Origin of the sequence: Amycolatopsis tucumanensis (genome assembly GCF_021654135.1) — a bacterium.
Lineage (GTDB): Bacteria > Actinomycetota > Actinomycetes > Mycobacteriales > Pseudonocardiaceae > Amycolatopsis_E > Amycolatopsis_E tucumanensis.
In genome coordinates this window covers 82,570-105,772 of sequence record NZ_JAKGSD010000009.1, presented here as the reverse complement: position 1 = coordinate 105,772, position 23,203 = coordinate 82,570, and the positions used below count along the sequence as shown (strand labels likewise).

Annotated in this window: 20 protein-coding genes; 18 read left to right on the top strand and 2 right to left on the bottom strand. The window is 70.0% G+C overall.

Annotated features, from left to right (window positions below; genetic code table 11):
- Nucleotide 1 precedes the first annotated feature (1 nt).
- The 17 genes from L2C96_RS12205 to nuoN all read left to right on the top strand — a co-directional run bounded on the left by L2C96_RS12205 (nt 2) and on the right by nuoN (nt 19,639).
- Entirely contained in the window at nt 2-706 is a 705-nt protein-coding gene (locus L2C96_RS12205) for a demethylmenaquinone methyltransferase (RefSeq protein ID WP_020417412.1), read from the top strand.
- On the top strand, nt 703-1,974 hold the full coding sequence (locus L2C96_RS12200) for a geranylgeranyl reductase family protein (RefSeq protein ID WP_020417413.1): 1,272 nt from the start codon (nt 703-705) through the stop codon (nt 1,972-1,974). Before L2C96_RS12205 ends, L2C96_RS12200 begins: the two co-directional genes overlap by 4 nt.
- A 350-nt stretch (nt 1,975-2,324) precedes the next feature.
- Complete coding sequence (locus tag L2C96_RS12195; protein ID WP_237336219.1) at nt 2,325-3,335, top strand: fatty acid desaturase family protein; 1,011 nt, start codon at nt 2,325-2,327, stop codon at nt 3,333-3,335.
- A 322-nt stretch (nt 3,336-3,657) separates the two neighbouring features.
- A complete protein-coding gene (locus L2C96_RS12190; RefSeq protein ID WP_051079579.1) occupies nt 3,658-4,062 on the top strand; it encodes an NADH-quinone oxidoreductase subunit A in 405 nt (134 codons plus the stop codon).
- 12 nt (nt 4,063-4,074) lie between these two features.
- Complete coding sequence (locus L2C96_RS12185; protein ID WP_020417415.1) at nt 4,075-4,617, top strand: NuoB/complex I 20 kDa subunit family protein; 543 nt, start codon at nt 4,075-4,077, stop codon at nt 4,615-4,617.
- 7 nt (nt 4,618-4,624) lie between these two features.
- Entirely contained in the window at nt 4,625-5,377 is a 753-nt protein-coding gene (locus tag L2C96_RS12180; protein ID WP_020417416.1) for an NADH-quinone oxidoreductase subunit C, read from the top strand.
- Nucleotides 5,374-6,756, top strand: coding sequence for an NADH-quinone oxidoreductase subunit D (locus L2C96_RS12175; RefSeq protein WP_020417417.1), 1,383 nt, complete (start codon nt 5,374-5,376; stop codon nt 6,754-6,756). The genes L2C96_RS12180 and L2C96_RS12175 overlap by 4 nt, the downstream gene beginning before the upstream one ends.
- Nucleotides 6,753-7,487 carry an NADH-quinone oxidoreductase subunit NuoE gene (nuoE, locus tag L2C96_RS12170; protein ID WP_020417418.1) on the top strand — a complete coding sequence of 245 codons (735 nt, stop codon included), beginning with the start codon at nt 6,753-6,755 and terminating at the stop codon, nt 7,485-7,487. The genes L2C96_RS12175 and nuoE overlap by 4 nt, the downstream gene beginning before the upstream one ends.
- On the top strand, nt 7,487-8,767 hold the full coding sequence (gene nuoF / locus L2C96_RS12165; RefSeq protein WP_237336218.1) for an NADH-quinone oxidoreductase subunit NuoF: 1,281 nt from the start codon (nt 7,487-7,489) through the stop codon (nt 8,765-8,767). Before nuoE ends, nuoF begins: the two co-directional genes overlap by 1 nt.
- Nucleotides 8,764-11,232: an NADH-quinone oxidoreductase subunit G gene (locus L2C96_RS12160; RefSeq protein WP_237336217.1), complete on the top strand. Its 2,469-nt coding sequence runs from the start codon at nt 8,764-8,766 to the stop codon at nt 11,230-11,232. The genes nuoF and L2C96_RS12160 overlap by 4 nt, the downstream gene beginning before the upstream one ends.
- Complete coding sequence (gene nuoH, locus L2C96_RS12155) at nt 11,229-12,566, top strand: NADH-quinone oxidoreductase subunit NuoH (RefSeq protein WP_237336216.1); 1,338 nt, start codon at nt 11,229-11,231, stop codon at nt 12,564-12,566. Before L2C96_RS12160 ends, nuoH begins: the two co-directional genes overlap by 4 nt.
- A complete protein-coding gene (gene nuoI, locus L2C96_RS12150) occupies nt 12,553-13,119 on the top strand; it encodes an NADH-quinone oxidoreductase subunit NuoI (RefSeq protein ID WP_020417422.1) in 567 nt (188 codons plus the stop codon). Before nuoH ends, nuoI begins: the two co-directional genes overlap by 14 nt.
- 409 nt (nt 13,120-13,528) lie before the next feature.
- A complete protein-coding gene (locus L2C96_RS12145) occupies nt 13,529-14,326 on the top strand; it encodes an NADH-quinone oxidoreductase subunit J (protein WP_020417423.1) in 798 nt (265 codons plus the stop codon).
- Nucleotides 14,323-14,622 (top strand): NADH-quinone oxidoreductase subunit NuoK, encoded by a 300-nt coding sequence (gene nuoK, locus L2C96_RS12140; protein WP_094003768.1) that lies wholly within the window; start codon nt 14,323-14,325, stop codon nt 14,620-14,622. Before L2C96_RS12145 ends, nuoK begins: the two co-directional genes overlap by 4 nt.
- Nucleotides 14,623-14,632: 10 nt before the next feature.
- Complete coding sequence (gene nuoL / locus L2C96_RS12135) at nt 14,633-16,528, top strand: NADH-quinone oxidoreductase subunit L (RefSeq protein ID WP_191245418.1); 1,896 nt, start codon at nt 14,633-14,635, stop codon at nt 16,526-16,528.
- Nucleotides 16,525-18,075: an NADH-quinone oxidoreductase subunit M gene (locus L2C96_RS12130; protein ID WP_237336215.1), complete on the top strand. Its 1,551-nt coding sequence runs from the start codon at nt 16,525-16,527 to the stop codon at nt 18,073-18,075. The genes nuoL and L2C96_RS12130 overlap by 4 nt, the downstream gene beginning before the upstream one ends.
- A 1-nt stretch (nt 18,076) precedes the next feature.
- Nucleotides 18,077-19,639 (top strand): NADH-quinone oxidoreductase subunit NuoN, encoded by a 1,563-nt coding sequence (gene nuoN / locus L2C96_RS12125; protein ID WP_020417427.1) that lies wholly within the window; start codon nt 18,077-18,079, stop codon nt 19,637-19,639.
- Between the two features lie 61 nt (nt 19,640-19,700).
- Here nuoN and L2C96_RS12120 read toward each other — a convergent pair whose 3' ends face one another.
- Both L2C96_RS12120 and L2C96_RS12115 read right to left on the bottom strand, forming a co-directional pair.
- Nucleotides 19,701-19,904: a hypothetical protein gene (locus L2C96_RS12120; RefSeq protein WP_237336214.1), complete on the bottom strand. Its 204-nt coding sequence runs from the start codon at nt 19,902-19,904 to the stop codon at nt 19,701-19,703.
- Nucleotides 19,905-20,055: 151 nt separating this feature from the next.
- Nucleotides 20,056-21,966, bottom strand: a complete 1,911-nt coding sequence (locus L2C96_RS12115) for an MDR family MFS transporter (protein ID WP_372491205.1) — start codon at nt 21,964-21,966, stop codon at nt 20,056-20,058.
- A 178-nt stretch (nt 21,967-22,144) separates the two neighbouring features.
- Here L2C96_RS12115 and L2C96_RS12110 point away from each other — a divergent pair, with 178 nt between their 5' ends.
- Nucleotides 22,145-23,164: a polyprenyl synthetase family protein gene (locus tag L2C96_RS12110; protein ID WP_020417430.1), complete on the top strand. Its 1,020-nt coding sequence runs from the start codon at nt 22,145-22,147 to the stop codon at nt 23,162-23,164.
- Nucleotides 23,165-23,203 lie beyond the last annotated feature (39 nt).

Sequence of the window (23,203 nt, the reverse complement as noted above, 5' to 3'; positions counted from 1 at the left end):
CATGAGCCGTGCGAGCCTCGACAAAGATCCGCACGAGGTCGCCGCCATGTTCGACGGCGTCTCGGAGGGCTACGACCGGGCGAACTCGGTCATGACGTTCGGGTTCGACCGGCGATGGCGCACGACGACGTCCCGCGTCCTGGACGCCCGCCGCGGCGAGCGGGTGCTCGACCTCGCCGCGGGCACCGGGGTGTCCACCGCCGAGTACGCCCGCGGCGGCGCGTGGTGCCTCGCCGCGGACTTCTCCCTCGGCATGCTCCGCAGCGGCAAGCACCGCCGCGTCCCGATGGTCGCCGCCGACGCGCTGCACCTGCCGTTCGCCGACGAGAGCTTCGACGCCGCGACGATCAGCTTCGGCATCCGCAACTTCGTCGACACCAAGGCCGCGCTCGAAGAGATCGCGCGCGTGGTCAAGCCGGGCGGCCGGCTGGTCATCTGCGAGGTGTCGACCCCCACATTCCCGCCGATCCGGTTCGTCTACAAGAAGTTCATCCTGCGGGCCATGACGCTGCTCGGCCGGTTCTCCTCGACCAACCCCGAGGCCTACTCCTACCTGGCCGAATCGATGGCCGCGTGGCACGACCAGCGCAGCCTGGCGCAGATCATCGCGAGCGCCGGCTGGACGAAGGTGGAGTGGCTGAACCTGACCTTCGGCGTCGTCGCCATCCACCGTGCGATCAAGCCGCCCGTAAACTCCGAGGCATGACCCAGGACGCTCAGGTAATCGTCGTCGGCGCGGGCCCGGCCGGATCCACCGTCGCGACGTACCTGGCGCGCGCCGGGATCGACGTCCTGGTGCTGGAGAAGACCGAGTTCCCGCGCGAGAAGGTGTGCGGCGACGGCCTCACCCCGCGTGGTGTGAAGCAGCTCATCGACCTGGGCATCGACACCAGCCAGGAGGCCGGCTGGGTGCACAGCCGCGGCCTGCGGATCCTCACCGCGGAGCTGACGCTGGAACTGGACTGGCCGGAGCTGACCAGCTACCCGCCCTACGGCGTCTCGCGCACCCGCCAGGACTTCGACGACCTGCTGGCCAAGACCGCGGTCAAGGCCGGCGCCCGGCTGCTGGAGCGGACCACCGTGACCGGCGCGATCACCGACGAGCGCACGGGCCGCGTGATCGGTGTCGAGGGCAAGCAGGGGCCCGAGAAGACCCCGGTGCGCTACCACGCGCCGCTCGTGCTGGCGTGCGACGGCGTGTCCGCGCGACTGGCCCGCTCGATCGGCATCGAGACCGACGAGAAGCGCCCGATGGGTGTCGCCGTGCGCCGGTACTACAAGAGCCCGCGGCACGACGACCCGTTCATCGAGGGCCACCTGGAGCTGTGGGACCGCAAGGACCCGCGCAACCCGCAGCTGCTGCCTGGCTACGGCTGGGCGTTCCCGCTGGGCGACGGCACGGTGAACGTCGGGCTCGGGATGCTGTCGACGTCGAAGTCGTTCCGGAACATGGACTACCGCGCCCTGATGCGGCAGTGGCTGGACTCGACGCCGGAGGAATGGGGCTACCGCGAGGAGAACGCGATCGGAAGGATCGGCGGCGCCGGTCTGCCGATGGGCTTCAACCGCACCCCGCACTACCGCGACGGCCTGCTGCTGCTCGGCGACGCGGGCGGCATGGTGAGCCCGTTCAACGGCGAGGGCATCTCGGCGGCGATGGAGTCGGCGCAGCTCGCGGCGGAGTTCGTGGTGCAGGCGCTGGCCCGGCCCGAGGGCTCGTCGCGGGAGCGCGCGCTGCGTGGCTACCCGCTGGCGCTGAAGGAGCTGATGGGCGGCTACTACCGCCTGGGCAACGTCTTCGCGAAGGCGATCGGCAACCCGAAGGTCATGCGCGCGGCGACCAAGTACGGGCTGCGGATCAACCCGCTGATCCCGCTGATCTACAAGGGCCTGTCCGGCTGCTACGACGCCAAGGGCGGCGACGCGGTGGACCGGATGATCTCCCTCGCCGCGCGGTTGACGCCCAGCGCCTGAGGAATGCCGGGCGTTGGTGTCTCGTCGAGCGACGACATGGAACCCTCCGGAAGACAGTCGCTGGCTCAAGCGGCGAGTGTCCGCCGCTCTGAGCTGGTGATTCCCGTGTTCCTGCTGATCCGGCCAGTTGATCAGACGGTGATGGCTTCCATCGGCCTTCGCACTTCGAGAACGACCGCGACCTGTGGAACCGAACCTTCGAGGCCCCGCCGATGGCTTCCTCGACGAAGCCCCGTTCTGACTCCCTCGCCGCGCGGTTGACGCCCAGCGCCTGAGGTGGGGCCTGCCCCACCGCGGACCCGGGTGCGCACCGGCTGCCGGATCTTCGTGCGGCGCAACAGACTCGGTGCGTGCCCACGACACAAGCCGAAACCGGCAGCGACTTCGCCCACCTCGCCCGCCGCGTCAAGCAGGCCGGTCTGCTGAACCGGCGCCCCGGCTACTACGCCCTGCGCGCCGGCCTGGTCACCGTCCTGTTCGCCTACGCCTGGGCATTGTTCGCCTGGATCGGCGACTCCTGGGCGACCCTGGTCGTCGCCGTGCTGCTGGCCGTCCTGTTCGGCCAGATCGCCCTGCTGTCGCACGACCTCGCGCACCGGCAGGTGTTCCGCACCCGCCGCCCGAGCGAGGTCGCCGGCCGGATCGCGGGCAACCTCGGCATCGGCCTGAGCTACGGCTGGTGGATGGACAAGCACACGCGCCACCACGCCAACCCCAACCACGAGGAACTCGACCCGGACGTCGCGCCGGACATCCTGGTGTGGTCGCAGGGCCAGGCGCGGGCCAGCCGCGGCCTGCCCCGGTTCATCGGGCGCCACCAGGCGGTCCTGTTCTTCCCGCTGCTCACGCTGGAGGGCCTGAACCTGCACTGGTCGAGCATCCGCGCGGTGCTCAAGCCGGGGCTGAAGCAGCGGTGGCTGGAAGCCGCCCTGCTGTTCACCCACTTCGCGGTCTACCTCGGCGCGGTGTTCCTCGTGCTGTCGCCGGTCAAGGCGCTGGTGTTCATCGCCGTGCACCAGGGCCTGTGGGGCGTGTACCTGGGCTCGATCTTCGCGCCGAACCACAAGGGCATGCCGACCCTCACCGGCGGCGAGCGGCCGGACTTCCTGCGGCGGCAGGTGCTGACCTCCCGCAACGTCCGCGGCGGCCGGTTCGTCGACGTCGCGATGGGCGGCCTGAACTACCAGATCGAGCACCACCTGTTCCCCAGCATGCCGACCCCGCACCTGCGGCTGGCGCGGCCGATCGTGCGGCGGTACTGCGCCGAGATCGGGGTGCCGTACTCGGAGACCGGTCTGGTCGACTCCTGGGCGCGGGCGCTGCGGCACCTCCACGAGGCCGGTGAGCCGCTGCGCGGATGACTTCCGTCACACCTCCGCCGGCGTGATCTTGCGCGCAACCGGCGGAGGTTGGCCGCGCTCACCGTGGGTTACGTCACACCAGTTCTGCGTTGCGTGATCGGGATGATCCTTTTCGTGCTGGTCTCGGGCTTATGGCCGTCCACCAGGGCATCCTTTGGTTAGGTTCGCCTTACCCGAAACACCCCGCGACAACAATGTGAGCCACGTCCTACACTGCCCCTATGCTTTGTGAACCGCTTCACAACCCCGCAAGGGAGATTGTGAACAGTTTCACAAGCGGCACGTTCGCAACGGCGCGGAAAGGACGGCATTCACCGTGCTGATGTCGCAGTTCCACCTCGCGCAGGCCGCCTCGGGGCCCGGCCTCGAGATGTACCTGCCGCTGGTCCTCCTGTTCGTCCTCGCCGCGGCCTTCGCGGTGTTCTCCGTGCTGCTCGGCCCGCTGGTGGGCCCGCGCCGGTACAACCGGGCGAAGCAGATGGCCTACGAGTGCGGGATCGAACCGTCCCCGCAGCCGCTGGTGGGCGGCGGCCGGATGCCGGTCGCCTACTACATCACCGCGATGCTGTTCATCCTGTTCGACATCGAAATGGTCTTCCTCTACCCGTTCGCCGTCTCGGCGGACGCGCTCGGCCTGTTCGGCCTGGTGGAGATCGTCTTGTTCATCGCGACCGTCGGCTTCGCCTACGCCTACGTCTGGCGTCGCGGCGGGCTCGACTGGAACTAGGGGAGGGACGTCATGGGACTCGAAGAGCAGCTCCCCAACGGCATCCTGCTGGCCAGCCTGGAGAAGCTGGTCAACTGGGCGCGCAAGAACTCGCTGTGGCCGGCCACCTTCGGGCTCGCCTGCTGCGCGATCGAGATGATGACCGTCGGCGGCTCGCGCTACGACATCGCGCGCTTCGGCATGGAGCGGTTCTCCGCCACCCCCCGCCAGGCCGACCTGATGATCGTCGCGGGCCGGGTCACGCAGAAGATGGCCCCGGTCCTGCGTCAGATCTACGACCAGATGGCCGAGCCGAAGTGGGTGCTGGCCATGGGTGTCTGCGCCTCCTCCGGCGGCATGTTCAACAACTACGCCGTGGTGCAGGGCGTGGACCACATCGTGCCGGTCGACATGTACCTGCCGGGCTGCCCGCCGCGCCCGGAGATGCTCCTCGACGCGATCCTCAAGCTGCACGCCAAGATCCAGGACGAGCCGCTGGGGCCGCGCCGCGCCGCCGCGCTGGCCGGGCACCAGACCGAGCTGATCCCGTCGTCGATCAAGTACGCGAAGAAGTGATGCGCTCATGACCGAGGAAAAGCCCGAACCCGGCGGGGAACAGTCCAGCGCCCAGCGCCCGGACACCGGCCTGGAGCCGCGTGGGCCGCGCCCGGCGCAGCCGATCGTCGCGGGCCGTGAGCGCCGCGGGATGTTCGGTGTCTCCGACAGCGGGGACACCTCCGGTTACGGCGGCCTGCGGCTGCCCGCCTACCTGCCGCCACCGGCGGAACGGCCCTACGGCGGCTGGTTCGACGAGTTCGCCGACCAGTTCTTCGCCGCGCTGGCCGAGAACGACGTGCCCGCCGACGCGGTGCACCAGGTGACCGTCGACCGCGGCGAGATCACGCTCTACGTCGACCGCGCGCACCTCGTCGCGATGTGCCGCATCCTGCGCGACGACGCCGGGCTGCGGTTCGAGCTGTGCAGCTCGGTGTCCGGTGTGGACTACGGGCCGGACGTGCCGCAGCGGTTGCACTCGGTCTACCACCTGACGTCGATGACCTACCGGCGGCGCATCCGGCTGGAGGTCGCCGTCGACGTCGAGGACGCGCACATCCCGTCCATCGTGGAGGTCTACCCGACGGCCGACTGGCAGGAACGCGAGGCGTGGGACCTGTTCGGCATCGTCTACGACGGCCACCCGGCCCTGACGCGGATCCTCATGCCGGACGACTGGGACGGCCATCCGCAGCGCAAGGACTACCCGCTCGGCGGGATCCCGGTGGAGTACAAGGGCGCGGAGATCCCGCCCCCCGATCAGCGGAGGTCGTACTCGTGACTACCGATCGACTCGCGGACGTCAGCACCGGCACCGACACGAGCGACGCCGGCCGCGACAGCGCCGACAGCACCGCCGAATACGCCGAATCGCGCGACACCACCGAAGGCCGCATCTACCACGTCAGCGGCGGTGACTGGGACGACGTGCTGGAGGACGCCCAGCACGACGAGCGGATCGTCATCAACATGGGCCCGCAGCACCCGTCCACGCACGGCGTGCTCCGGCTCGTGCTGGAGCTGGAGGGCGAGACCGTCACCCAGCTCCGCTCGGTCATCGGCTACCTGCACACCGGCATCGAGAAGAACTGCGAGTACCGGACCTGGACCCAGGGCGTCACGTTCGTGACGCGCATGGACTACCTGTCCCCGCTGTTCAACGAGCTGGGCTACTGCCTCGGCGTGGAGAAGCTGCTCGGCATCCGCGCGCCGCGCCGGGCCGAGCTGATCCGCGTCATGCTGTGCGAGATCAACCGCATCGGCTCGCACCTGGTCTACATCGCCACCGGCGGCATGGAGCTGGGCGCCACCACCGCGATGACCTTCGGGTTCCGCGAGCGGGAAGAGGTCCTGCACCTGCTGGAGTACCTGACCGGGCTGCGCATGAACCACGCCTTCATCCGCCCCGGCGGTGTGGCGCAGGACCTGCCGACGGACTGGAAGGAGAAGGTGAGCGAGTTCGTCAAGACGATGGACGAGCGCCTTCCCCTGTACGACAAGCTGTTCACCGGTCAGCCGATCTGGCGCAACCGGCTCAAGGGCGTCGGGTACCTGCCGGTCGACGCGTGCCTCGCGCTCGGCGTCACCGGGCCGGTGCTGCGGTCCGCGGGCCTGCCGTGGGACCTGCGCAAGATCGAGCCGTACTCGCGCTACGACGAGTTCGAGTTCGACGTGCCGACCTCGACCGAGGCCGACTGCTGGGGCCGGTACCTGTGCCGGGTCGAGGAGATGCACCAGTCGCTGCGGATCATCCGGCAGTGCCTGAAGAAGATCGAGCCGGGCCCGGTGATGGTGGAGGACCGCAAGATCGCGTGGCCGGCGCAGCTGTCGATCTCCAGCGACGGCATGGGCAACTCGCTCGAGCACGTCCGCAAGATCATGGGCCAGTCGATGGAGTCCCTGATCCACCACTTCAAGCTGGTCACCGAGGGCTTCAAGGTGCCTGCGGGCCAGGTGTACTCGCCGATCGAGTCGCCACGCGGCGAGCTGGGCTTCCACCTCGTCTCCGACGGCGGCACCCGCCCGGTGCGGGTGCACGTGCGGGAACCGAGTTTCGTCAACCTGCAGTCCCTGCCGGCGATGTCAGAGGGCGGCCTGGTGGCGGACGTGATCGCGGCGGTCGCGTCCGTGGACCCGGTGATGGGCGGAGTGGATCGATGACTACTGCGAAGGAACTGTTCGACGCGGACACCGTGGCCAAGGCGCAGGAGCTGATGGCCCGCTACCCGCAGTCCCGCTCGGCGCTGCTGCCGATGCTGCACCTGGTCCAGTCGGTGCAGGGGTTCGTCAGCCAGGAGGGCGTGACGTTCTGCGCGCAGCAGCTGGGACTGTCCGAGGCCGAGGTCAGCGCGGTCGTCACGTTCTACACCATGTACAAGCGCAAGCCGTGCGGCGAGCACCTGGTGAGCGTGTGCACGAACACGCTGTGCGCGGCGCTGGGCGGGGACGCGATCTACCGCACCCTGCAGGAGCACCTCGGTGAGGACGGGAAACCGCTGGGGCACGAGGAAACCGCGGGCACCCCGGGCGAGCCGGGGTCGATCACGCTGGAGCACGCCGAGTGCCTGGCTGCCTGCGACCTCGCGCCGGTGCTGCAGGTCAACTACGAGTACTACGACAAGCAGACGCCGGACAGCGCGGTCGAACTGGTCGACGCCCTGCGGCGCGGCGAGAAGCCCCAGCCGACGCGCGGGGCGCCGCTGGGCGACTTCAAGAGCGCCGAGCTGCAGCTGGCCGGGTTCTTCCCGGAGGACGAGGAGACCTACCGGTCGCAAGTGGACGGACCGTCGCAGGCCCCGGAGACCCTGATGGGCGCGCGGATCGCGCAGGAGCGGGGCTGGACGGCCCCGGCCATGGCGGACGCCCCGTTGCCGGAAGTGGAGAAGAAGTAATGGCTGATCCCATCACCCCGGTGCTCACCAAACGCTGGCTGTCCCCCAACTCCTGGCGGTTGTCCACCTACGAGCAGCTGGAGGGCTACACCGCGCTGCGCAAGGCACTGAGCGGCACGCCCGAGCAGCTCGTGCAGCTGGTCAAGGACTCCGGTCTGCGCGGCCGCGGCGGCGCGGGCTTCCCGGCCGGCGTGAAGTGGTCGTTCATGCCGCCCAACGAGGACAAGCCGCACTACCTGGTCATCAACGCCGACGAGGGCGAACCGGGGACCTGCAAGGACATCCCGCTGATGATGGCCGACCCGCACTCGCTCATCGAGGGCTGCGTCATCGCCGCCTACGCGATGCGGTCGCACCACTGCTTCATCTACGTGCGCGGCGAGGCGCTGCACCCGTACCGGCGGCTCAACGCGGCGGTGCGGGAGGCCTACCGTGCCGGGTACCTCGGCAAGGACATCCTGGGCTCCGGGTTCGACCTGGACATCACGGTGCACGCCGGGGCGGGCGCGTACATCTGCGGTGAGGAAACCGCGCTGCTCGACTCGCTCGAAGGCCGCCGCGGTCAGCCGCGGCTCAAGCCGCCGTTCCCCGCGGCCGCCGGTCTCTACGCGGCGCCGACCACGGTGAACAACGTGGAGACCATCGCGAGCGTTCCGTTCATCGTCAACGGCGGCGCGGACTGGTTCCGCAAGATGGGCCGGGAGAAGTCGCCCGGCCCGAAGATCTACTCGATCTCCGGGCACGTCGAGAAGCCCGGCCAGTACGAGGCGCCGCTCGGCACGACCCTGCGTGAGCTGCTGGAACTGTGCGGCGGCATGAAGGACGGCATCCCGCTCAAGTTCTGGACGCCGGGCGGGTCGTCCACGCCGATGTTCACCGCCGAGCATCTGGACATCCCGCTCGACTTCGAGGGCGCCGCGGAGGCCGGGTCGATGCTCGGCACCACCGCGGTCCAGGTGTTCAACGAAACCGTGTCGGTGCCGTGGGCCGTGATGAAGTGGACCCAGTTCTACGAGCACGAGTCGTGCGGCAAGTGCACCCCGTGCCGCGAGGGCACGTACTGGCTGGCGCAGATCCTGGAGCGGATGGTCGACGGGCGGGGCACGGCCGAGGACATCGACACGCTGCTGGACGTCTGCGACAACATCCTCGGCCGGTCGTTCTGCGCGCTGGGTGACGGCGCGGTCAGCCCGATCACCAGCGGGATCAAGTACTTCCGCGACGAATTCCTCGCCCTGTGCGAGAGCAACAAGCGCGAGTTGGTGGGAGCACAGGCATGACGATCGCGCCAGAGAACCCCAAGACCGAGACGCCGGTCCCGGAAGGTCACGTGAAGCTGACCATCGACGGCGAAGAGGTCATCGCGCCCAAGGGCGAGCTGCTGATCCGCACCGCGGAGCGGCTCGGCACCGTGATCCCGCGGTTCTGCGACCACCCGCTGCTCGACCCGGCCGGGGCCTGCCGCCAGTGCCTCGTCGAGGTCGAGATGGGCGGGCGGCCGATGCCGAAACCGCAGGCGTCGTGCACGATGACCGTCGCCGACGGCATGGTGGTCAAGACGCAGCTGACCTCGCCGGTCGCGGACAAGGCCCAGCAGGGTGTGATGGAGCTGCTGCTCATCAACCACCCGCTGGACTGCCCGGTGTGCGACAAGGGCGGCGAGTGCCCGTTGCAGAACCAGGCGATGGCCCACGGCCGCGCCGACTCGCGGTTCCGCGACACCAAGCGCACCTTCCCGAAGCCGCTGCCGATCTCCACGCAGGTGCTGCTCGACCGCGAGCGGTGCGTGCTGTGCCAGCGCTGCACGCGGTTCTCCGCGCAGATCGCCGGCGACCCGTTCATCGACCTGCTGGAGCGCGGCGCGCACCAGCAGATCGGGACGGCCGAGACGGCGGACGTCTTCGACCTCGCCTCGCGCACGTCGTCGGGAGCGCCGTTCCAGTCGTACTTCTCCGGCAACACCATCCAGATCTGCCCGGTGGGCGCGCTGACCAGCGCGCAGTACCGGTTCCGGTCGCGGCCGTTCGACCTGGTGTCCGCGCCGAGCGTGTGCGAGCACTGCTCGTCCGGCTGCGCCGAGCGGACCGACTACCGGCGCGGCAAGGTGATGCGCAAGCTGGCAGCCAACGACCCCGAGGTCAACGAGGAGTGGATCTGCGACAAGGGCCGCTTCGCGTTCCGGTACGCCACGGCGGCGGACCGGATCCGGCGGCCGCTGGTCCGCGACGCCTCCGGCGAGCTGCGGGAGGCGGCGTGGACGGAGGCGCTGCGCATCGCCGCGGAGGGGCTGGCCAAGGCCCGCGACAGCCGCGGCGCCGCGGTGCTCGCGGGTGGCCGGCTGACCTTGGAGGACGCCTACGCCTACGCGAAGTTCGCGCGCGTCGCGTTGCGCACCAACGACGTCGACTTCCGGGCGCGGGCGCATTCGCCGGAGGAGCTGGACTTCCTCGCCGCCGAGGTGGCAGGCACGACGCCGGAGCACGGCGTCACGTTCGGCGCGATCGAGAACGCGCCGACGGTGCTGTGCGTGGCGTTCGAGCCCGAGGAGGAGGCGCCGATCGTCTTCCTCCGGCTGCGCAAGGCCGCCCGCAAGAAGCAGACCCGGGTGGTCCACTTGGGACAGTGGACGACGCCGTCGGTGCGCAAGACCTTCGGCGAGCTGCTGGCCTGCGTGCCAGGGTCGGAGGCCGCGGCGCTGGACGGGATCCCCGAGCACGCGCCGGACGTCGAGTCGGCGCTGGGCGCGGACGGCGCGGTCGTGCTGGTCGGCGAGCGGGCGGCCGAGGTGCCGGGCCTGTTCGCCGCGGTGCGGCGGCTGGCCGCGCGCACCGGCGCGAAGGTGGCCTGGATCCCGCGCCGGGCCGGCGAGCGCGGCGCGCTGGAGGCCGGTGCGGCCCCGACGCTGCTGCCCGGCGGACGGCCGGTGACCGACGAGGCCGCCCGCGCCGAGGTCGAGGCGGTGTGGGGCGTGCCCGTGCCGGCCGAGCCGGGCCGCGACACCAACGACATCATCGGCGCGCTGGCAGGCGGGTACCTGTCCGGCGTGGTGGTCGGCGGCGTCGACCTGGACGACCTGCCCGACCCGGCGCTGGCGCGGCAGGCGCTGGAGCGGGCCGAGTTCGTGGTCAGCCTGGAGATGCGGGCGAGCACGGTCACCGAGCACGCCGACGTGGTCCTGCCGATCGCGCCGGTGGTCGAGAAGTCCGGCAGCTTCGTCAACTGGGAGGGCAGGCGCCGCGAGTTCGACGCGACGCTCGAAGGCACCGGCGCGCTGCCGGACTGCCGGGTCCTGGACACGCTGGCCGTGGAGATGGACGCGGACCTGTTCACCCAGACCCCGGCCGCCGCGTACGGCGACTTCGCCCGGCTGGGCTCGTCGGGCGCGTCGCACGGCAGGTTCTGGGAGTCGGGCGCCGCGCGGGCCGCCGCCGAGGTCGGGCCGGGGCAGGCGCGGCTGGCGAGCTGGCGGCAGCTGCTCGACGAGGGCTCGCTGCAGGCGGACGAGCCGCACCTGGCGGGCACCGCGCGACGCGTGGTGGCCCGGGTGTCGGCGAAGACCGCGGCGGAGCTCGGTGACGAGGTGACCGTGTCGACCGAGCGGGGCGCGATCACGCTGCCCGTCGAGGTCGCCGACCTGCCCGACGACGTGGTGTGGCTGCCCGGCAACTCCGAGGGCTCGCGGCTGCGCAGAACGCTCGCCGCCGGGCACGGGGCGGTCGTCAACATCGAGGGAGCGCGGCGATGACACCGTTGGTTGCTCAGGTTCCTGAGCAGATGACCAGGGCGGAGCTGCTCGCGGACGACCCGTGGTGGCTGATCCTGCTCAAGACCGTCGTGGTGCTGCTGATCGGGCCGCTGCTGACGATCTTCCTCATCGTGTGGGAGCGCAAGGCGATCGGCCGGATGCAGAACCGGCCCGGCCCGAACCGCGTCGGCCCCGGCGGCTACTTCCAGTCGCTGGCGGACGCGATCAAGCTGCCGTTCAAGGAGCAGATCATCCCGGACGGCGCGGACCGGAAGGTGTACTTCCTGGCGCCGGTGCTGTCCGCGGTGCCCGCGTTGATCGCGCTGGCCGCGATCCCCTTCGGGCCGCGGGTGTCGATCTTCGGTGAGCAGACCGTGCTGCAGCTGGTCGACCTGCCGGTCGGCGTGCTGGTGATCCTGGCCTGCTCGTCGGTCGGCGTGTACGGGATCGTCCTGGCCGGGTGGTCGTCCGGGTCGCCGTACCCGCTGCTCGGCGGGCTGCGGTCGGCGGCGCAGGTGATCTCGTACGAGATCGCGATGGGCCTGTCGATCGTCGGGGTGGTGCTGTACTCGCAGTCGATGGCGACCGGCGCGATCGTCGACGCGCAGGCCCGTGGCTGGTACTTCTACCTGCTGCTGCCGAGCTTCGTGATCTACCTGATCTCGATGGTCGGCGAGACGAACCGGGCGCCGTTCGACCTGCCGGAGGCCGAGTCGGAGCTGGTCGGCGGGTTCCACACCGAGTACTCGTCGATGAAGTTCGCGATGTTCTTCCTCGCCGAGTACGTGAACATGGTGATCGTCTCGGCGTTCGCGACGACGTTGTTCCTCGGCGGCTGGATGTTCCCGTTCGTCGGGCTGGACTCGCCGCTGAACCAGGGGTGGCTGCCGCTGATCTGGTTCGCGGTGAAGCTGTTCGCGTTGCTGTTCGGGTTCATCTGGCTGCGCGGGACGCTGCCGCGGTTCCGGTACGACCAGTTCATGAAGCTGGGCTGGAAGGTCCTGGTGCCGGCCAACCTGGTGTGGATCGTGATCATCTCGTCGATCCGCGCGATCCGGAACAACGGTGGCCTGACGACGGGCCAGATCCTGATCGGCGGTGCGGTCGTGGTGGTGGTCGCGGTGGCGATCGCGTTGCTGGTGCCGGAGAAGAAGCAGGCCGACAGCGATTCGGTGCCGGTCACCGGCGGCGGTTTCCCGTTGCCGCCACTGGATCTGCGCGTGCCCGAGGTGCCCGAGCGGGGCGCCGGGAAGCGCCGTCGCCGGGTGGCGGGACGTACTTCGGAGCCTGCCCAGGTGGGCGCCGGGAAGGAGGGTTCCGATGGGACTGTTTGACCCCATCAAGGGTTTCGGCGTCACTTTCGGCACGATGTTCAAGAAGGTGGCGACGGAGGAGTACCCGGAGATCGGCGCCCCCGCCGCGCCCCGGTACCACGGGCGGCACCAGCTCAACCGGCACCCGGACGGGCTGGAGAAGTGCGTCGGCTGCGAGTTGTGCGCGTGGGCCTGCCCGGCGGACGCGATCTTCGTCGAGGGCGGCGACAACACCGAGGACGCCCGGTACTCGCCCGGCGAGCGGTACGGCAAGGACTACCAGATCAACTACCTGAGGTGCATCGGCTGCGGCCTGTGCGTCGAAGCCTGCCCCACCCGCTCCCTGACGATGATCAACTTCTACGAAATGGCGGACGACGACCGCCAGAAGCTGATCTGGACCAAGGAGGACCTGCTGGCGCCGCTCCTGCCGGGCATGGAGCAACCCCCGCACCCGATGCGCCTGGGCGACGACGAGCAGGACTACTACGTGCACGGCCCCGAACTGGCCCGCGGCCGCGGCATCCCGACAGGCGAAACGGTGGAAACCTCCCGCGAGGAGGCAATCCAATGAGGACGCTGACAGTGGTGCCGCGCTCCGGCGCGGTAGCCGCCCCCGGCGCGGCTCCGGCTGCGGTGGCCCGCTGCTCTGGTCCCGCGATCGCGCTTGGTGGGGCTCCGGCTGCGGTGGCCCGCGGCATTGATCCCGCGGCCGCGCTCGGTGGGGCTCCGGCTGCGGCAGCGCGAGGCGCTGCCCCGGTGGCGGGTTTTGGGTTCGGTTCGGTGGCTGCCGGTCGGGCTGCGGTTGCAGTGGCGCGAGGTGCCGCACCGTTGGCAACTTTCAGGGTTGGTTCGGTGGCCGCGCTCGGTGGGGCCGCGGGTGCGGTGGCGCGAGGCGCTGCCCCGCTGGCGCCCGGTGCTACCGGGTTCGTTGCGCGCGGGTTCCGTCCGGCGGGCGGCGCTCGTCGAGGGGAGGTGCGGTGATGGTGCTGGCACAGGCCGCCGAGGCGGTGTCCACCGGGGAGGCCATCGCGTTCTGGATCCTCGGTCCGATCGCCCTGCTGGGCGCCCTCGGGCTGATCTTCGCGCGCAACGCCGTCCACTCGGCGCTCTTCCTGGCCCTCACGATGTTCTCGCTGGGCATCCTCTACATGGTCCAGCAGGCGCCGTTCCTCGGGTTCACCCAGATCATCGTCTACACCGGCGCGATCATGATGCTGTTCCTGTTCGTGCTGATGCTCGTCGGGCGGGAGAGTTCCGACTCGGTCGTCGAGGTGCTGCGCGGGCAGCGCCTGTGGGGCGGCATCCTCGGCATCGGCATCGCCGGTCTGATGGCCACCGCGCTCACCCGGGCGCTCGCCAACGTCACCCCGGCTCCCGCGCCGGACGGGACCGCCGGCGGGCTCGGGCGCCTCATCTTCACCGACTACCTGTTCCCGTTCGAGCTCACCTCGGCGCTGCTGATCACCGCCGCGCTCGGGGCGATGGTGCTGGCCTTCACCGAGAAACGCGGCCGCCGCACGCAGAAGGAACTCGTCGAAGCCCGGTTCCGCGGCGAGTACGAACGCATCTCGCCCAAGCCGGGGCCCGGCGTGTTCGCCACGTCCCACTCGGTCACGACCCCCGCGATCCTGCCCGACGGCACGGTCGCGCCCGAGTCGCTGTCCACCATCATCGAGTCCACGCCCACGGCGCGGCTCGAAGCCGAGCGCAAGCAGGTCGAGGGCACCGAGCCGCAGCCCGACGCCCACGCGCTCGTCGGGAAGGGTGACGAGGAATGACCCCCACCTACTACCTGCTGCTGTCGGCCCTGCTGTTCGCCATCGGCGCGGTCGGCGTGCTGGTGCGGCGCAACGCCATCGTCGTGTTCATGTGCATCGAGCTGATGCTCAACGCCGTGAACCTCTCCCTGGTCACCTTCTCCCGCATCAACGGCGGGCTCGACGGCCAGGTCATGGCGTTCTTCGTGATGGTCGTCGCCGCCGCCGAGGTCGTCGTCGGCCTGGCGATCATCATGGCCATCTTCCGCACCCGCCGCTCGGCCTCGGTCGACGACACCAACCTGCTCAAGTACTAGGAGCTCGAGAGTGATCGCATCATCGTGGCTGCTGGTCGCGTTCCCGGCCCTCGGCGCGCTCGTCCTGCTGGCCGGGGGACGGCGCACCGACCGCTGGGGTCACCTCCTCGGGTGTGCGACGGTCATCGCGTCGTTCGTCTACGGCCTGGTGCTGTTCTTCGGCAGCGACGGGCACGTGACCGACACCAGGATGTTCACCTGGATCGGCGTCGGTGACCTCCAGATCGACTTCGGACTCCGCATCGACGCGCTCTCGCTCGTCTTCATCCTGCTGATCACCGGTGTGGGCGCGCTGATCCACATCTACTCGATCGGCTACATGGCGGAGGACCGCAACCGGCGGCGATTCTTCGGGTACCTGAACCTCTTCGTGGCCTCCATGCTGGTTCTGGTGCTGGGCAACAACTTCGTGACGCTCTACCTCGGCTGGGAGGGCGTCGGCCTGGCCTCGTACCTGCTCATCGGCTGGTACTCGGACCGCCCGTCCGCGGCGACCGCCGCGAAGAAGGCGTTCCTGATGAACCGCGTCGGCGACGTCGGCCTCGCGCTCGCGATCTTCCTGATGTTCAAGTACCTCGGCACGGTCACCTACGCGGGCGTGTTCGACCGCATCGGCGACGCCCCGCCCGCCGTGATCACCGCGATCGCGATCCTGCTGCTGCTCGGCGCGTGCGGTAAGTCCGGCCAGTTCCCGTTGCAGGCATGGCTCCCGGACGCGATGGAAGGCCCCACCCCGGTGTCGGCCCTCATCCACGCGGCCACCATGGTCACCGCCGGCGTGTACCTGGTGGCGCGCGCCAACCCGATCTACAACGAGACCGAGACGGGCAGGCTGATCGTCACCCTTGTCGGCGCGATAACCCTGCTGATCGGGTGCATCATCGGCTGCGCCTACGACGACATCAAGAAGGTGCTCGCGTACTCGACGGTCAGCCAGATCGGCTACATGATGCTCGCCGTCGGGCTCGGCCCGTTCGGCTACGCGCTCGGCATCATGCACCTCCTGACGCACGGCTTCTTCAAGGCCGGGCTGTTCCTCGGCGCCGGTTCGGTCATGCACGGCATGAACGACGAGGTCGACATGCGCAAGTTCGGCGGCCTGTACCGGCACATGCCGATCACGTTCGTCACCTTCGGGCTCGGCTACCTGGCGCTCATCGGGTTCCCCTTCCTGTCGGGCTACTTCTCCAAGGACGCGATCATCGAGGCCGCCTTCGGCCAGGAGGGCTGGCGTGGCTGGGTGTTCGGCCTCGCCGCCATGCTCGGCGCCGCGCTGACCGCCTTCTACATGACCCGCCTGATGCTGCTCACCTTCTTCGGCAAGGAACGCTGGCGGGACCTGCGCACCGCCGAGGGCAAGGAGTTCCACCCGCACGAGTCGCCGCCGGTGATGACCGCGCCGATGATCGTGCTGGCCATCGGCTCGCTCGGCGCCGGCGCGTTCTTCGCCCTCGGCGACCGCCTGTCCGAGTGGCTCGCCCCGGCGCTGGGTGAGCTCGGCGAGGCCGAGCACACCGCGATCCCGCACTCGCTGATCCCGTGGATCACGGTCGCCCTGTCCGCGCTCGGCGTGCTGCTCGCCTGGCTCGTCGTCGGGCGCCGGGACACCCCGGTCGAGCGGCCGGAGAACGTCTCCGCCGTCGTCAAGGCGGCCCGCAAGGACCTGTACGGCAACGCGGTCAACGAGGCACTGGTCGCGACCCCGGGCATGTGGCTCACCCGGTTCTCGGTCTACCTCGACAGCCGGGGCGTCGACGGCGCGGTCAACGGACTGGCCGCCGCCCTCGGTGGCGGATCCGGGCGGTTGCGCAGACTGCAGACCGGCTTCGTCCGCTCGTACGCCCTGTCGATGCTGGCCGGCTCGTTCGTCCTCGTCGCCGCACTGCTGATGGTGAGGTTCTCATGACCTGGGTACTGGCCCTCATCCTCTGGCCGCTGGTCGGCGCGTGCGTCGTCACCGGGCTGCGCCGCAACGACCGGCTCGCCACCCTCGCCGCGGTGGCGTTCGCCCTCGTCGAGCTGGCGATGATCATCCCGACGTGGGCGACCTACGAACCGGCCGGCGCCCGCCTGCAGCACACCAGCTCGATGGACTGGATCCCGAGCTTCGGTGTGCACATCTCCTTCGGCATCGACGGCATCGCGCTGGTGATGATCGCCGTGATCGCGTTCCTGGTGCCGATCGTCATCGGCGCACTGGGCACGGCGGACAAGCTGCCGCAGGACCGCAGCGCGGGTGGTTTTCTCGCGTTGATCCTGGTGCAGGAGGCCATCACCATCGCGGTGTTCGCCGCGACCGACGTGTTCCTGTTCTACGTGCTGTTCGAGATCATGCTGATCCCGATGTACTTCCTCATCGGCGGCTACGGCGGCGCGAACCGGCAGTACGCGGCGGTCAAGTTCTTCCTGTACTCCTTCCTCGGCGGTCTGATCATGCTGGCCTCGGCGATCGGGGCCTACTCGCTCGCCGCCGACGAGCTGGGCAACGGCACCTTCGACTGGGCGACGCTGGTCACGGTGGTCCGGGACGCGCCGGCGAGCACCCAGATCTGGCTGTTCCTCGGGTTCTTCCTCGCGTTCGCCATCAAGGCGCCGCTCGTGCCGTTCCACACCTGGCTGCCCGACGCCGCCGGCGAGGCGCCCATCGGCGTCGCCGTGCTGCTGGTCGGCGTGCTGGACAAGGTCGGCACGTTCGGGTTCCTGCGCTACTGCCTGCCGATGTTCCCGGAAGCCAGCAAGCAGCTGGCACCGCTGGTGCTGGTGCTGGCGGTGATCGGCGTGCTCTACGGCTCGATCCTCGCCGCCGGGCAACAGGACATGAAACGGTTCGTCGCCTACGTCTCGATCGCGCACTTCGGGTTCATCGCGCTGGGTATCTTCGCCTTCACCCAGCAGGCCGGGGTCGGCGCGGTGACCTACATGCTCAACCACAGCCTCGCGACCGGCATGCTGATCGTGGTGCTGGGCCTGGTGATCGCGCGCGGCGGCTCCACGCGGATCTCCGACTACGGCGGCATGTTCAAGCTGACGCCGCTGCTCGGCGGGATGCTGCTCATCGCCGGTCTGTCCACTTTGTCCCTCCCGGGTACCAACTCGTTCGTCAGTGAGTTCCTGGTGCTGCTGGGCGCTTTCGAGACCCAGCCGGTGTACGCGATCCTCGCCACCGTCGGCATGGTGCTCGCCGCGGCCTACGTGCTGTGGCTGTACCAGCGCCTGATGACCGGCCCGGTGCGGGGGACCGCGCTGGTCGGCGCCGGGGGCGGCCCGGGCGCCGCGATCGCCCCCGAGCTGGGCGCCCGCAAGACGATCCGGGACCTGGGCGGCCGGGAGCTGGCGATCCTGGTGCCCATGGTGGTGCTGATCATCGGGCTCGGCTTCTACCCCCAACCCGTGCTGGACACGGTGACCCCGTCGGTCGACGCGACGCTTTCCGCACTCAACGGAGGCCAGTGAAATGCTCGGGATTCTGGCCCAGCAAGGGCAAATCTCCGCACCGGAGATCGCGTACGACGCGATCCTGCCGGTGCTGATCGTGCTCGGCGCGGCGTGCGTCAGCGTGTTGTTCGAGGCGTTCCTGCCCCGGCACATGCGGTGGCCGTCGCAGGTGCTGCTCAGCCTGACCGGTCTGGCCGCCGCCGGTGTCGCGCTGGCCGTGTACGTCAGCGGTTCGCCGGTCAAGGGCCTGACCACCCTCAGCGGCGCCGTGTCGGTGGACAAGCCCGCCCTGTTCCTGTGGGGCACGCTCCTCGCTCTCGCGCTGCCCGCGATCCTGCTGATCGCGGACCGCTCGGTCGAGCCGGGTGGCGCCTTCGTCGCGCAGGCCGCGATCCGGCCGGGCACCGTGCAGGACCGGGCCCAGGTCGGCTCGACGGGCATGCAGACCGAGGTCTTCCCGCTGGCGTTGTTCGCGCTGGGCGGGATGATGACGTTCTGCGCGGCCAACGACCTGCTCACCATGTTCATCGCGCTCGAGGTGCTGAGCCTGCCGCTGTACCTGATGTGCGGCCTGGCCCGGCGCCGGCGCCTGCTGTCGCAAGAGGCGGCGGTCAAGTACTTCCTCCTCGGGGCCTTCTCGTCGGCGTTCTTCCTCTACGGTCTGGCACTGCTCTACGGCTACGCGGGCTCGGTCAAGCTGGCCGACATCGCGGGCGCCGCGGCCGGCTCGGACCGGTCGGACATGCTGTTGTTCGCGGGCATGGGCCTCCTCGTGGTCGGGTTGCTGTTCAAGGGTTCGGTCGGCCCGTTCCACACCTGGACGCCGGACGTCTACCAGGGCGCGCCGACCCCGGTCACCGGGTTCATGGCGGCCTGCACCAAGGTCGCCGCGTTCGGCGGCATCCTGCGGGTGCTGACCGTCGGGTTCGAGTCGACCAGCTGGGAGTGGCGCGGCGTGCTGTGGGCCGTCGCGATCATCTCCATGGCGATCGGCGCCGTGCTCGGCCTGACCCAGACCGACGTCAAGCGCATGATCGCCTACTCGTCCGTCGCGCACGCCGGCTTCCTGCTCGTCGGCACGCTCGCGATGACCGATCAGGGCCTGTCCGGGACCCTGTTCTACCTGCTGGCCTACGGCTTCACGACGCTCGCCGCGTTCGGCGTGGTCTCGCTCGTGCGTGACGCCAAGGGCGAGGCCACGCACCTGTCGGCGTGGGCCGGCCTGGCCAAGCGGTCGCCCGTGCTGGCCGGGGTGTTCACCTTCCTCCTGCTCGCTCTGGCCGGGATCCCGCTCACCAGCGGGTTCGTCGGCAAGTTCGTCGTGTTCTCGGCGGCGCTGCGGGACGGCATGGCGCCGCTGGTGGTGATCGCGCTGGTGTTCAGCGCCGTCGCGGCGTTCTTCTACCTGCGGGTGGTCGTGCTCATGTACTTCTCCAAGCCGGCCCCCGAGGGCCCGACCGTGACGGTGCCGGGCGCGTTCACCACGGCGGCGATCACGCTCGGCGTGATCATCACCCTGCTGCTCGGCGTCGCCCCCGCCTTCGCCCTCGACTGGGCGGGAGCGGGCGCCTTCGCCTTCTGACGACCGCGCCACCGGAAGTGCCCTCCGCCCGCCAGGGCGGGGGGCACTTCCGCGTGCGGGGTCAGGTCGGACTGAGCGCGCGCACCACGTCGGGATAGGCACATGCGTGCCGGTGCACGTCGCCGCACCGGCAGGGCTGCTCGCGCGCCAGCCGCATCAGCTTGCGCAGGTGCCGCTGCGCGAGCCCGCGCTCGCGCGCCTCGCCCATGACGGGCCGGAGGGCCTGGTTGCGGGTGCGGCGGCCGGGGAGGGTCTGCTCGGTCATTTCTCGAGGCTCCTTTCGGAAGGGATGTCTCGAGCATGCCCGGTGTGGCGGCGGAGTGGGAAACAGAACGGGATTCTGTGGATGGCTGAGGGCGATGTGGACAAGTCGCGCCGTTTCGCCGGTGTGGCGCCGTTTTTGTCGGTCGGGTGTGCTAACCGACCGGCGTCGCGTGCCTGTCCGGCGGTGTCAGCGCGCGGCTGTTGCTGATCAGCTGCGTCGCGATCTCGTCCACGCAGGCCGTGAAATCCCGGCCCGCCGCGGCCTCCGAGCCCGTCACGTTGTCCAGCACCCACAACCGCCACGCGCCGACCAGCCGGGCGAACGTGTCGCTGCCGTGCCCGGTGAACGTGAAGTGCCCGTCGGCCTCGGCGAGCTGCCCGGCAGCCACCAGCTGCCGCGCGGTGGGTTCGAAGATGCCCGCCGGAACACCGGTCTGCACGGCGATTTCCTGCAGGGTGGCGTCGCCGTCGTCGACGCTGTTGCGGTAGATCTGCGCGATCAGCCACGCCTGCGCGTAGCTCAGCGGCACGCCGGAGCGGGCCAGGATCTCCGGCCCCGGATCGGTCTTCTGCTTCGACCACACCGTCCCCACGACCTTCTCCAGCTCCTGCCGCGAATCCCCGGAGCCCGGCACCGCGAAGCCCTCGCCGACCCCGCTGTTGCCCGACGCCAGCGCCTTCGACGTGTCCCGCAGCGGAACCTCCTTGAGGAACAACGCGACCACCAGCGCGAGCAACCCGATCGGCGAGGCGATCAGGAACATCGTCCCGATGGCGTCCACATAGGACTCCGTGGACGGCTGCGGTGGCAGGTTGTTCGCGTAGATGGAGCCGAACACCGCGACCCCGAAGGAACTCCCCAGTGTGCGCAGGAAACTCACGCCGGACGTCGCCACCCCGAGGTCGGCGTAGTCCGCGGTGTTCTGCACGACGATCGTGGGCACCTGCATGGTGCAGCCGAGCCCGAGGCCCAGCACGACCATGTACGCCGAGGTGACCCAGAAGCTCGTGGTGGCATCCAGGTGCGACAGCAGGTACAGGCCCAGCGCCAGCACGAGCGAACCGGCGATCGGGAAGGCCCGGTACCGCCCGGTGCGGCTGATCACCACGCCGCTGACCAGCGAGGTGATCATGATCCCGACCACCAGCGGCAGCATGCGCAGCCCGGACTCGGTCGCGCTCGCGCCCTGCACGCGCTGCAGGTACGTCGGCAGGTAGGTGATGCCGCCGAGCATCGCGAACCCGACGACGAAGCTCAGGATGCCCGCCACCGAGAACACCCGGCCGCGGAACAGCCGCATCGGCAGCATCGGCTCCGCGGCCCGCAGCTCGACCAGCACGAACGCCACCAGCAGCACGACCGAGCCGACGGCCATCGTGATGATCACCGGCGACGCCCAGGGGTACTCGGTGCCGCCCCAGCTGGTCACCAGGGTCAGCCCGGTCGAGGCGAGCGCGATGAGGACGATGCCGAGGTAGTCGATGCGTGGTTTCACCGCCGCCTTGACCGTGGGCAGCGCGAACACCGCCACGAGGACCACCAGCACCCCGAGCGGCACGTTCACGTAGAACGCCCACCGCCAGCTCAGGTGGTCCACGAACAGGCCGCCGAGCAGCGGACCGGCCACCGTCGAGACGCCGAACACCGCACCGATCGCGCCCTGGTACTTGCCGCGTTCGCGCAGCGGCACGACGTCGGCGATGACCGCGGCCGAGGTCACCATCAACCCGCCCGCGCCGAGGCCCTGCAGCGCGCGGAACGCGACGAGCATGGCCATCGAGTCGGCCCACCCGCACAGGAACGACCCGGCGAGGAACAGGACCACGCTGGCCAGGAACGCCCGCTTGCGCCCGTACAGGTCGCCGAACTTGCCGATCAGCACCGTCATGATCGTCTCGGCGAGCAGGTACGACGTGACCACCCACGACAGGTGGTTCGCGCCGCCGAGGTCCGCCACGATAGTGGGCAGGGCGGTGGACACGATCGTCTGGTCCAGCGCCGCCAGCAGCATCCCGAGCATGATCGCCGCGACGATGGTGTTCTGCGCCCTCCTGCTGGTCACTTCGCGAACGTTAGTGCTGGTCAGAAGGGCCTGCGGGGCAGCTCACCCGATGGTGTGGGCACCCGTTGTCACGCGCATCACCAGGGTGGTTCGCAGAGGGCCCACGAACACCCCGGGTGCAGCCATTACGCTGGTGAGGACCGGTCAGTGAAGTGCGGAGAGGGCGGACAACGTGTCAGTGCGGCACCGGGGTAGCACGATCGAGGAGCTGCGCGGGAGCGTGGGCCTGCGGATCGCCGACGAGCAGCTGCTGCGCACGCTGGCCGCTGGACTGGACGACGTCGAAAAGCTGCTGCGCGACACCGCGCGCAGCGAGGTGCAGGCCGTCCACGACGCCGCGTCGCACCTGGTCGAGGCGGGTGGCAAACGTTTTCGCCCGCTGATGACCCTGCTGGCGGGCGAGTTCGGCGAGGGCAACCACTCCGACGTCGTGATCGCCGCGGCGGCCGTCGAGCTGGTCCACCTGGCCACCCTGTACCACGACGACGTGATGGACGAGGCGACGATGCGGCGCGGCGCGCCCAGCGTCAACGCCCGCTGGACCAACAGCATCGCGATCCTCACCGGCGACTTCCTGTTCGCGCACGCCTCCCGGCTGGTGTCCGACCTGGGCACCGACGCCGCCCGCATCCTCGCCGAGACGTTCAGCGAACTGGTCACCGGCCAGATGCGGGAGACCGTCGGGCCGGGCGAGGGCGAGGACCCGGTCGACCACTACCTCACCGTCATCGCGCAGAAGACCGGCTCGCTGATCGCCACCTCCGGCCGGTTCGGCGCCATGGTCTCCGGCGCCAAGCCGGACGCGATCCGGGCGATGCAGCGGTTCGGCGAGATCATCGGCACCGCGTTCCAGATCTCTGACGACATCATCGACATCGCCTCGCCGTCGCACGAGTCCGGCAAGACGCCGGGCACCGACCTGCGGGAAGGCGTGCGCACGCTGCCGATGCTGTACGCGCTGGCCGACCCGGACACCGACCCGCGGCTGGTGGAGCTGCTGGCGGGTCCGATCACCGACGACGAGCTGGTCGAGGAGGCCCTGACCCTGCTGCGGGCGTCCACCGGGCTGGACCGCGCCATGGTCACCCTGTCGGACTACGCTCAGCGGGCGAGGACGGAGCTGGCCCCCCTGCCGGCCGGGCCCGCGAGGGACGCGTGCGAGTCCGTCGCGGACTACCTCGTCGCGCGGACCAGGTAGATCGCGCGTCATGCGTGAGCCGCTGCGGCGTCACTGTGA

Bases quoted from the DNA above. Each gene is read 5' to 3' on its own strand.
- L2C96_RS12180 (WP_020417416.1), top strand. From the start codon at position 4,625: ATGACCGAGGAAAAGCCCGAACCCGGCGGGGAACAGTCCAGCGCCCAG.
- L2C96_RS12120 (WP_237336214.1), bottom strand. From the start codon at position 19,904: ATGACCGAGCAGACCCTCCCCGGCCGCCGCACCCGCAACCAGGCCCTC.
- nuoF (WP_237336218.1), top strand. From the start codon at position 7,487: ATGGCTGATCCCATCACCCCGGTGCTCACCAAACGCTGGCTGTCCCCC.
- L2C96_RS12130 (WP_237336215.1), top strand. From the start codon at position 16,525: ATGACCTGGGTACTGGCCCTCATCCTCTGGCCGCTGGTCGGCGCGTGC.
- nuoN (WP_020417427.1), top strand. From the start codon at position 18,077: ATGCTCGGGATTCTGGCCCAGCAAGGGCAAATCTCCGCACCGGAGATC.
- L2C96_RS12205 (WP_020417412.1), top strand. From the start codon at position 2: ATGAGCCGTGCGAGCCTCGACAAAGATCCGCACGAGGTCGCCGCCATG.
- L2C96_RS12185 (WP_020417415.1), top strand. From the start codon at position 4,075: ATGGGACTCGAAGAGCAGCTCCCCAACGGCATCCTGCTGGCCAGCCTG.
- L2C96_RS12160 (WP_237336217.1), top strand. From the start codon at position 8,764: ATGACGATCGCGCCAGAGAACCCCAAGACCGAGACGCCGGTCCCGGAA.
- nuoE (WP_020417418.1), top strand. From the start codon at position 6,753: ATGACTACTGCGAAGGAACTGTTCGACGCGGACACCGTGGCCAAGGCG.
- L2C96_RS12145 (WP_020417423.1), top strand. From the start codon at position 13,529: ATGGTGCTGGCACAGGCCGCCGAGGCGGTGTCCACCGGGGAGGCCATC.
- L2C96_RS12190 (WP_051079579.1), top strand. From the start codon at position 3,658: ATGTCGCAGTTCCACCTCGCGCAGGCCGCCTCGGGGCCCGGCCTCGAG.
- nuoI (WP_020417422.1), top strand. From the start codon at position 12,553: ATGGGACTGTTTGACCCCATCAAGGGTTTCGGCGTCACTTTCGGCACG.
- nuoK (WP_094003768.1), top strand. From the start codon at position 14,323: ATGACCCCCACCTACTACCTGCTGCTGTCGGCCCTGCTGTTCGCCATC.
- nuoH (WP_237336216.1), top strand. From the start codon at position 11,229: ATGACACCGTTGGTTGCTCAGGTTCCTGAGCAGATGACCAGGGCGGAG.
- L2C96_RS12200 (WP_020417413.1), top strand. From the start codon at position 703: ATGACCCAGGACGCTCAGGTAATCGTCGTCGGCGCGGGCCCGGCCGGA.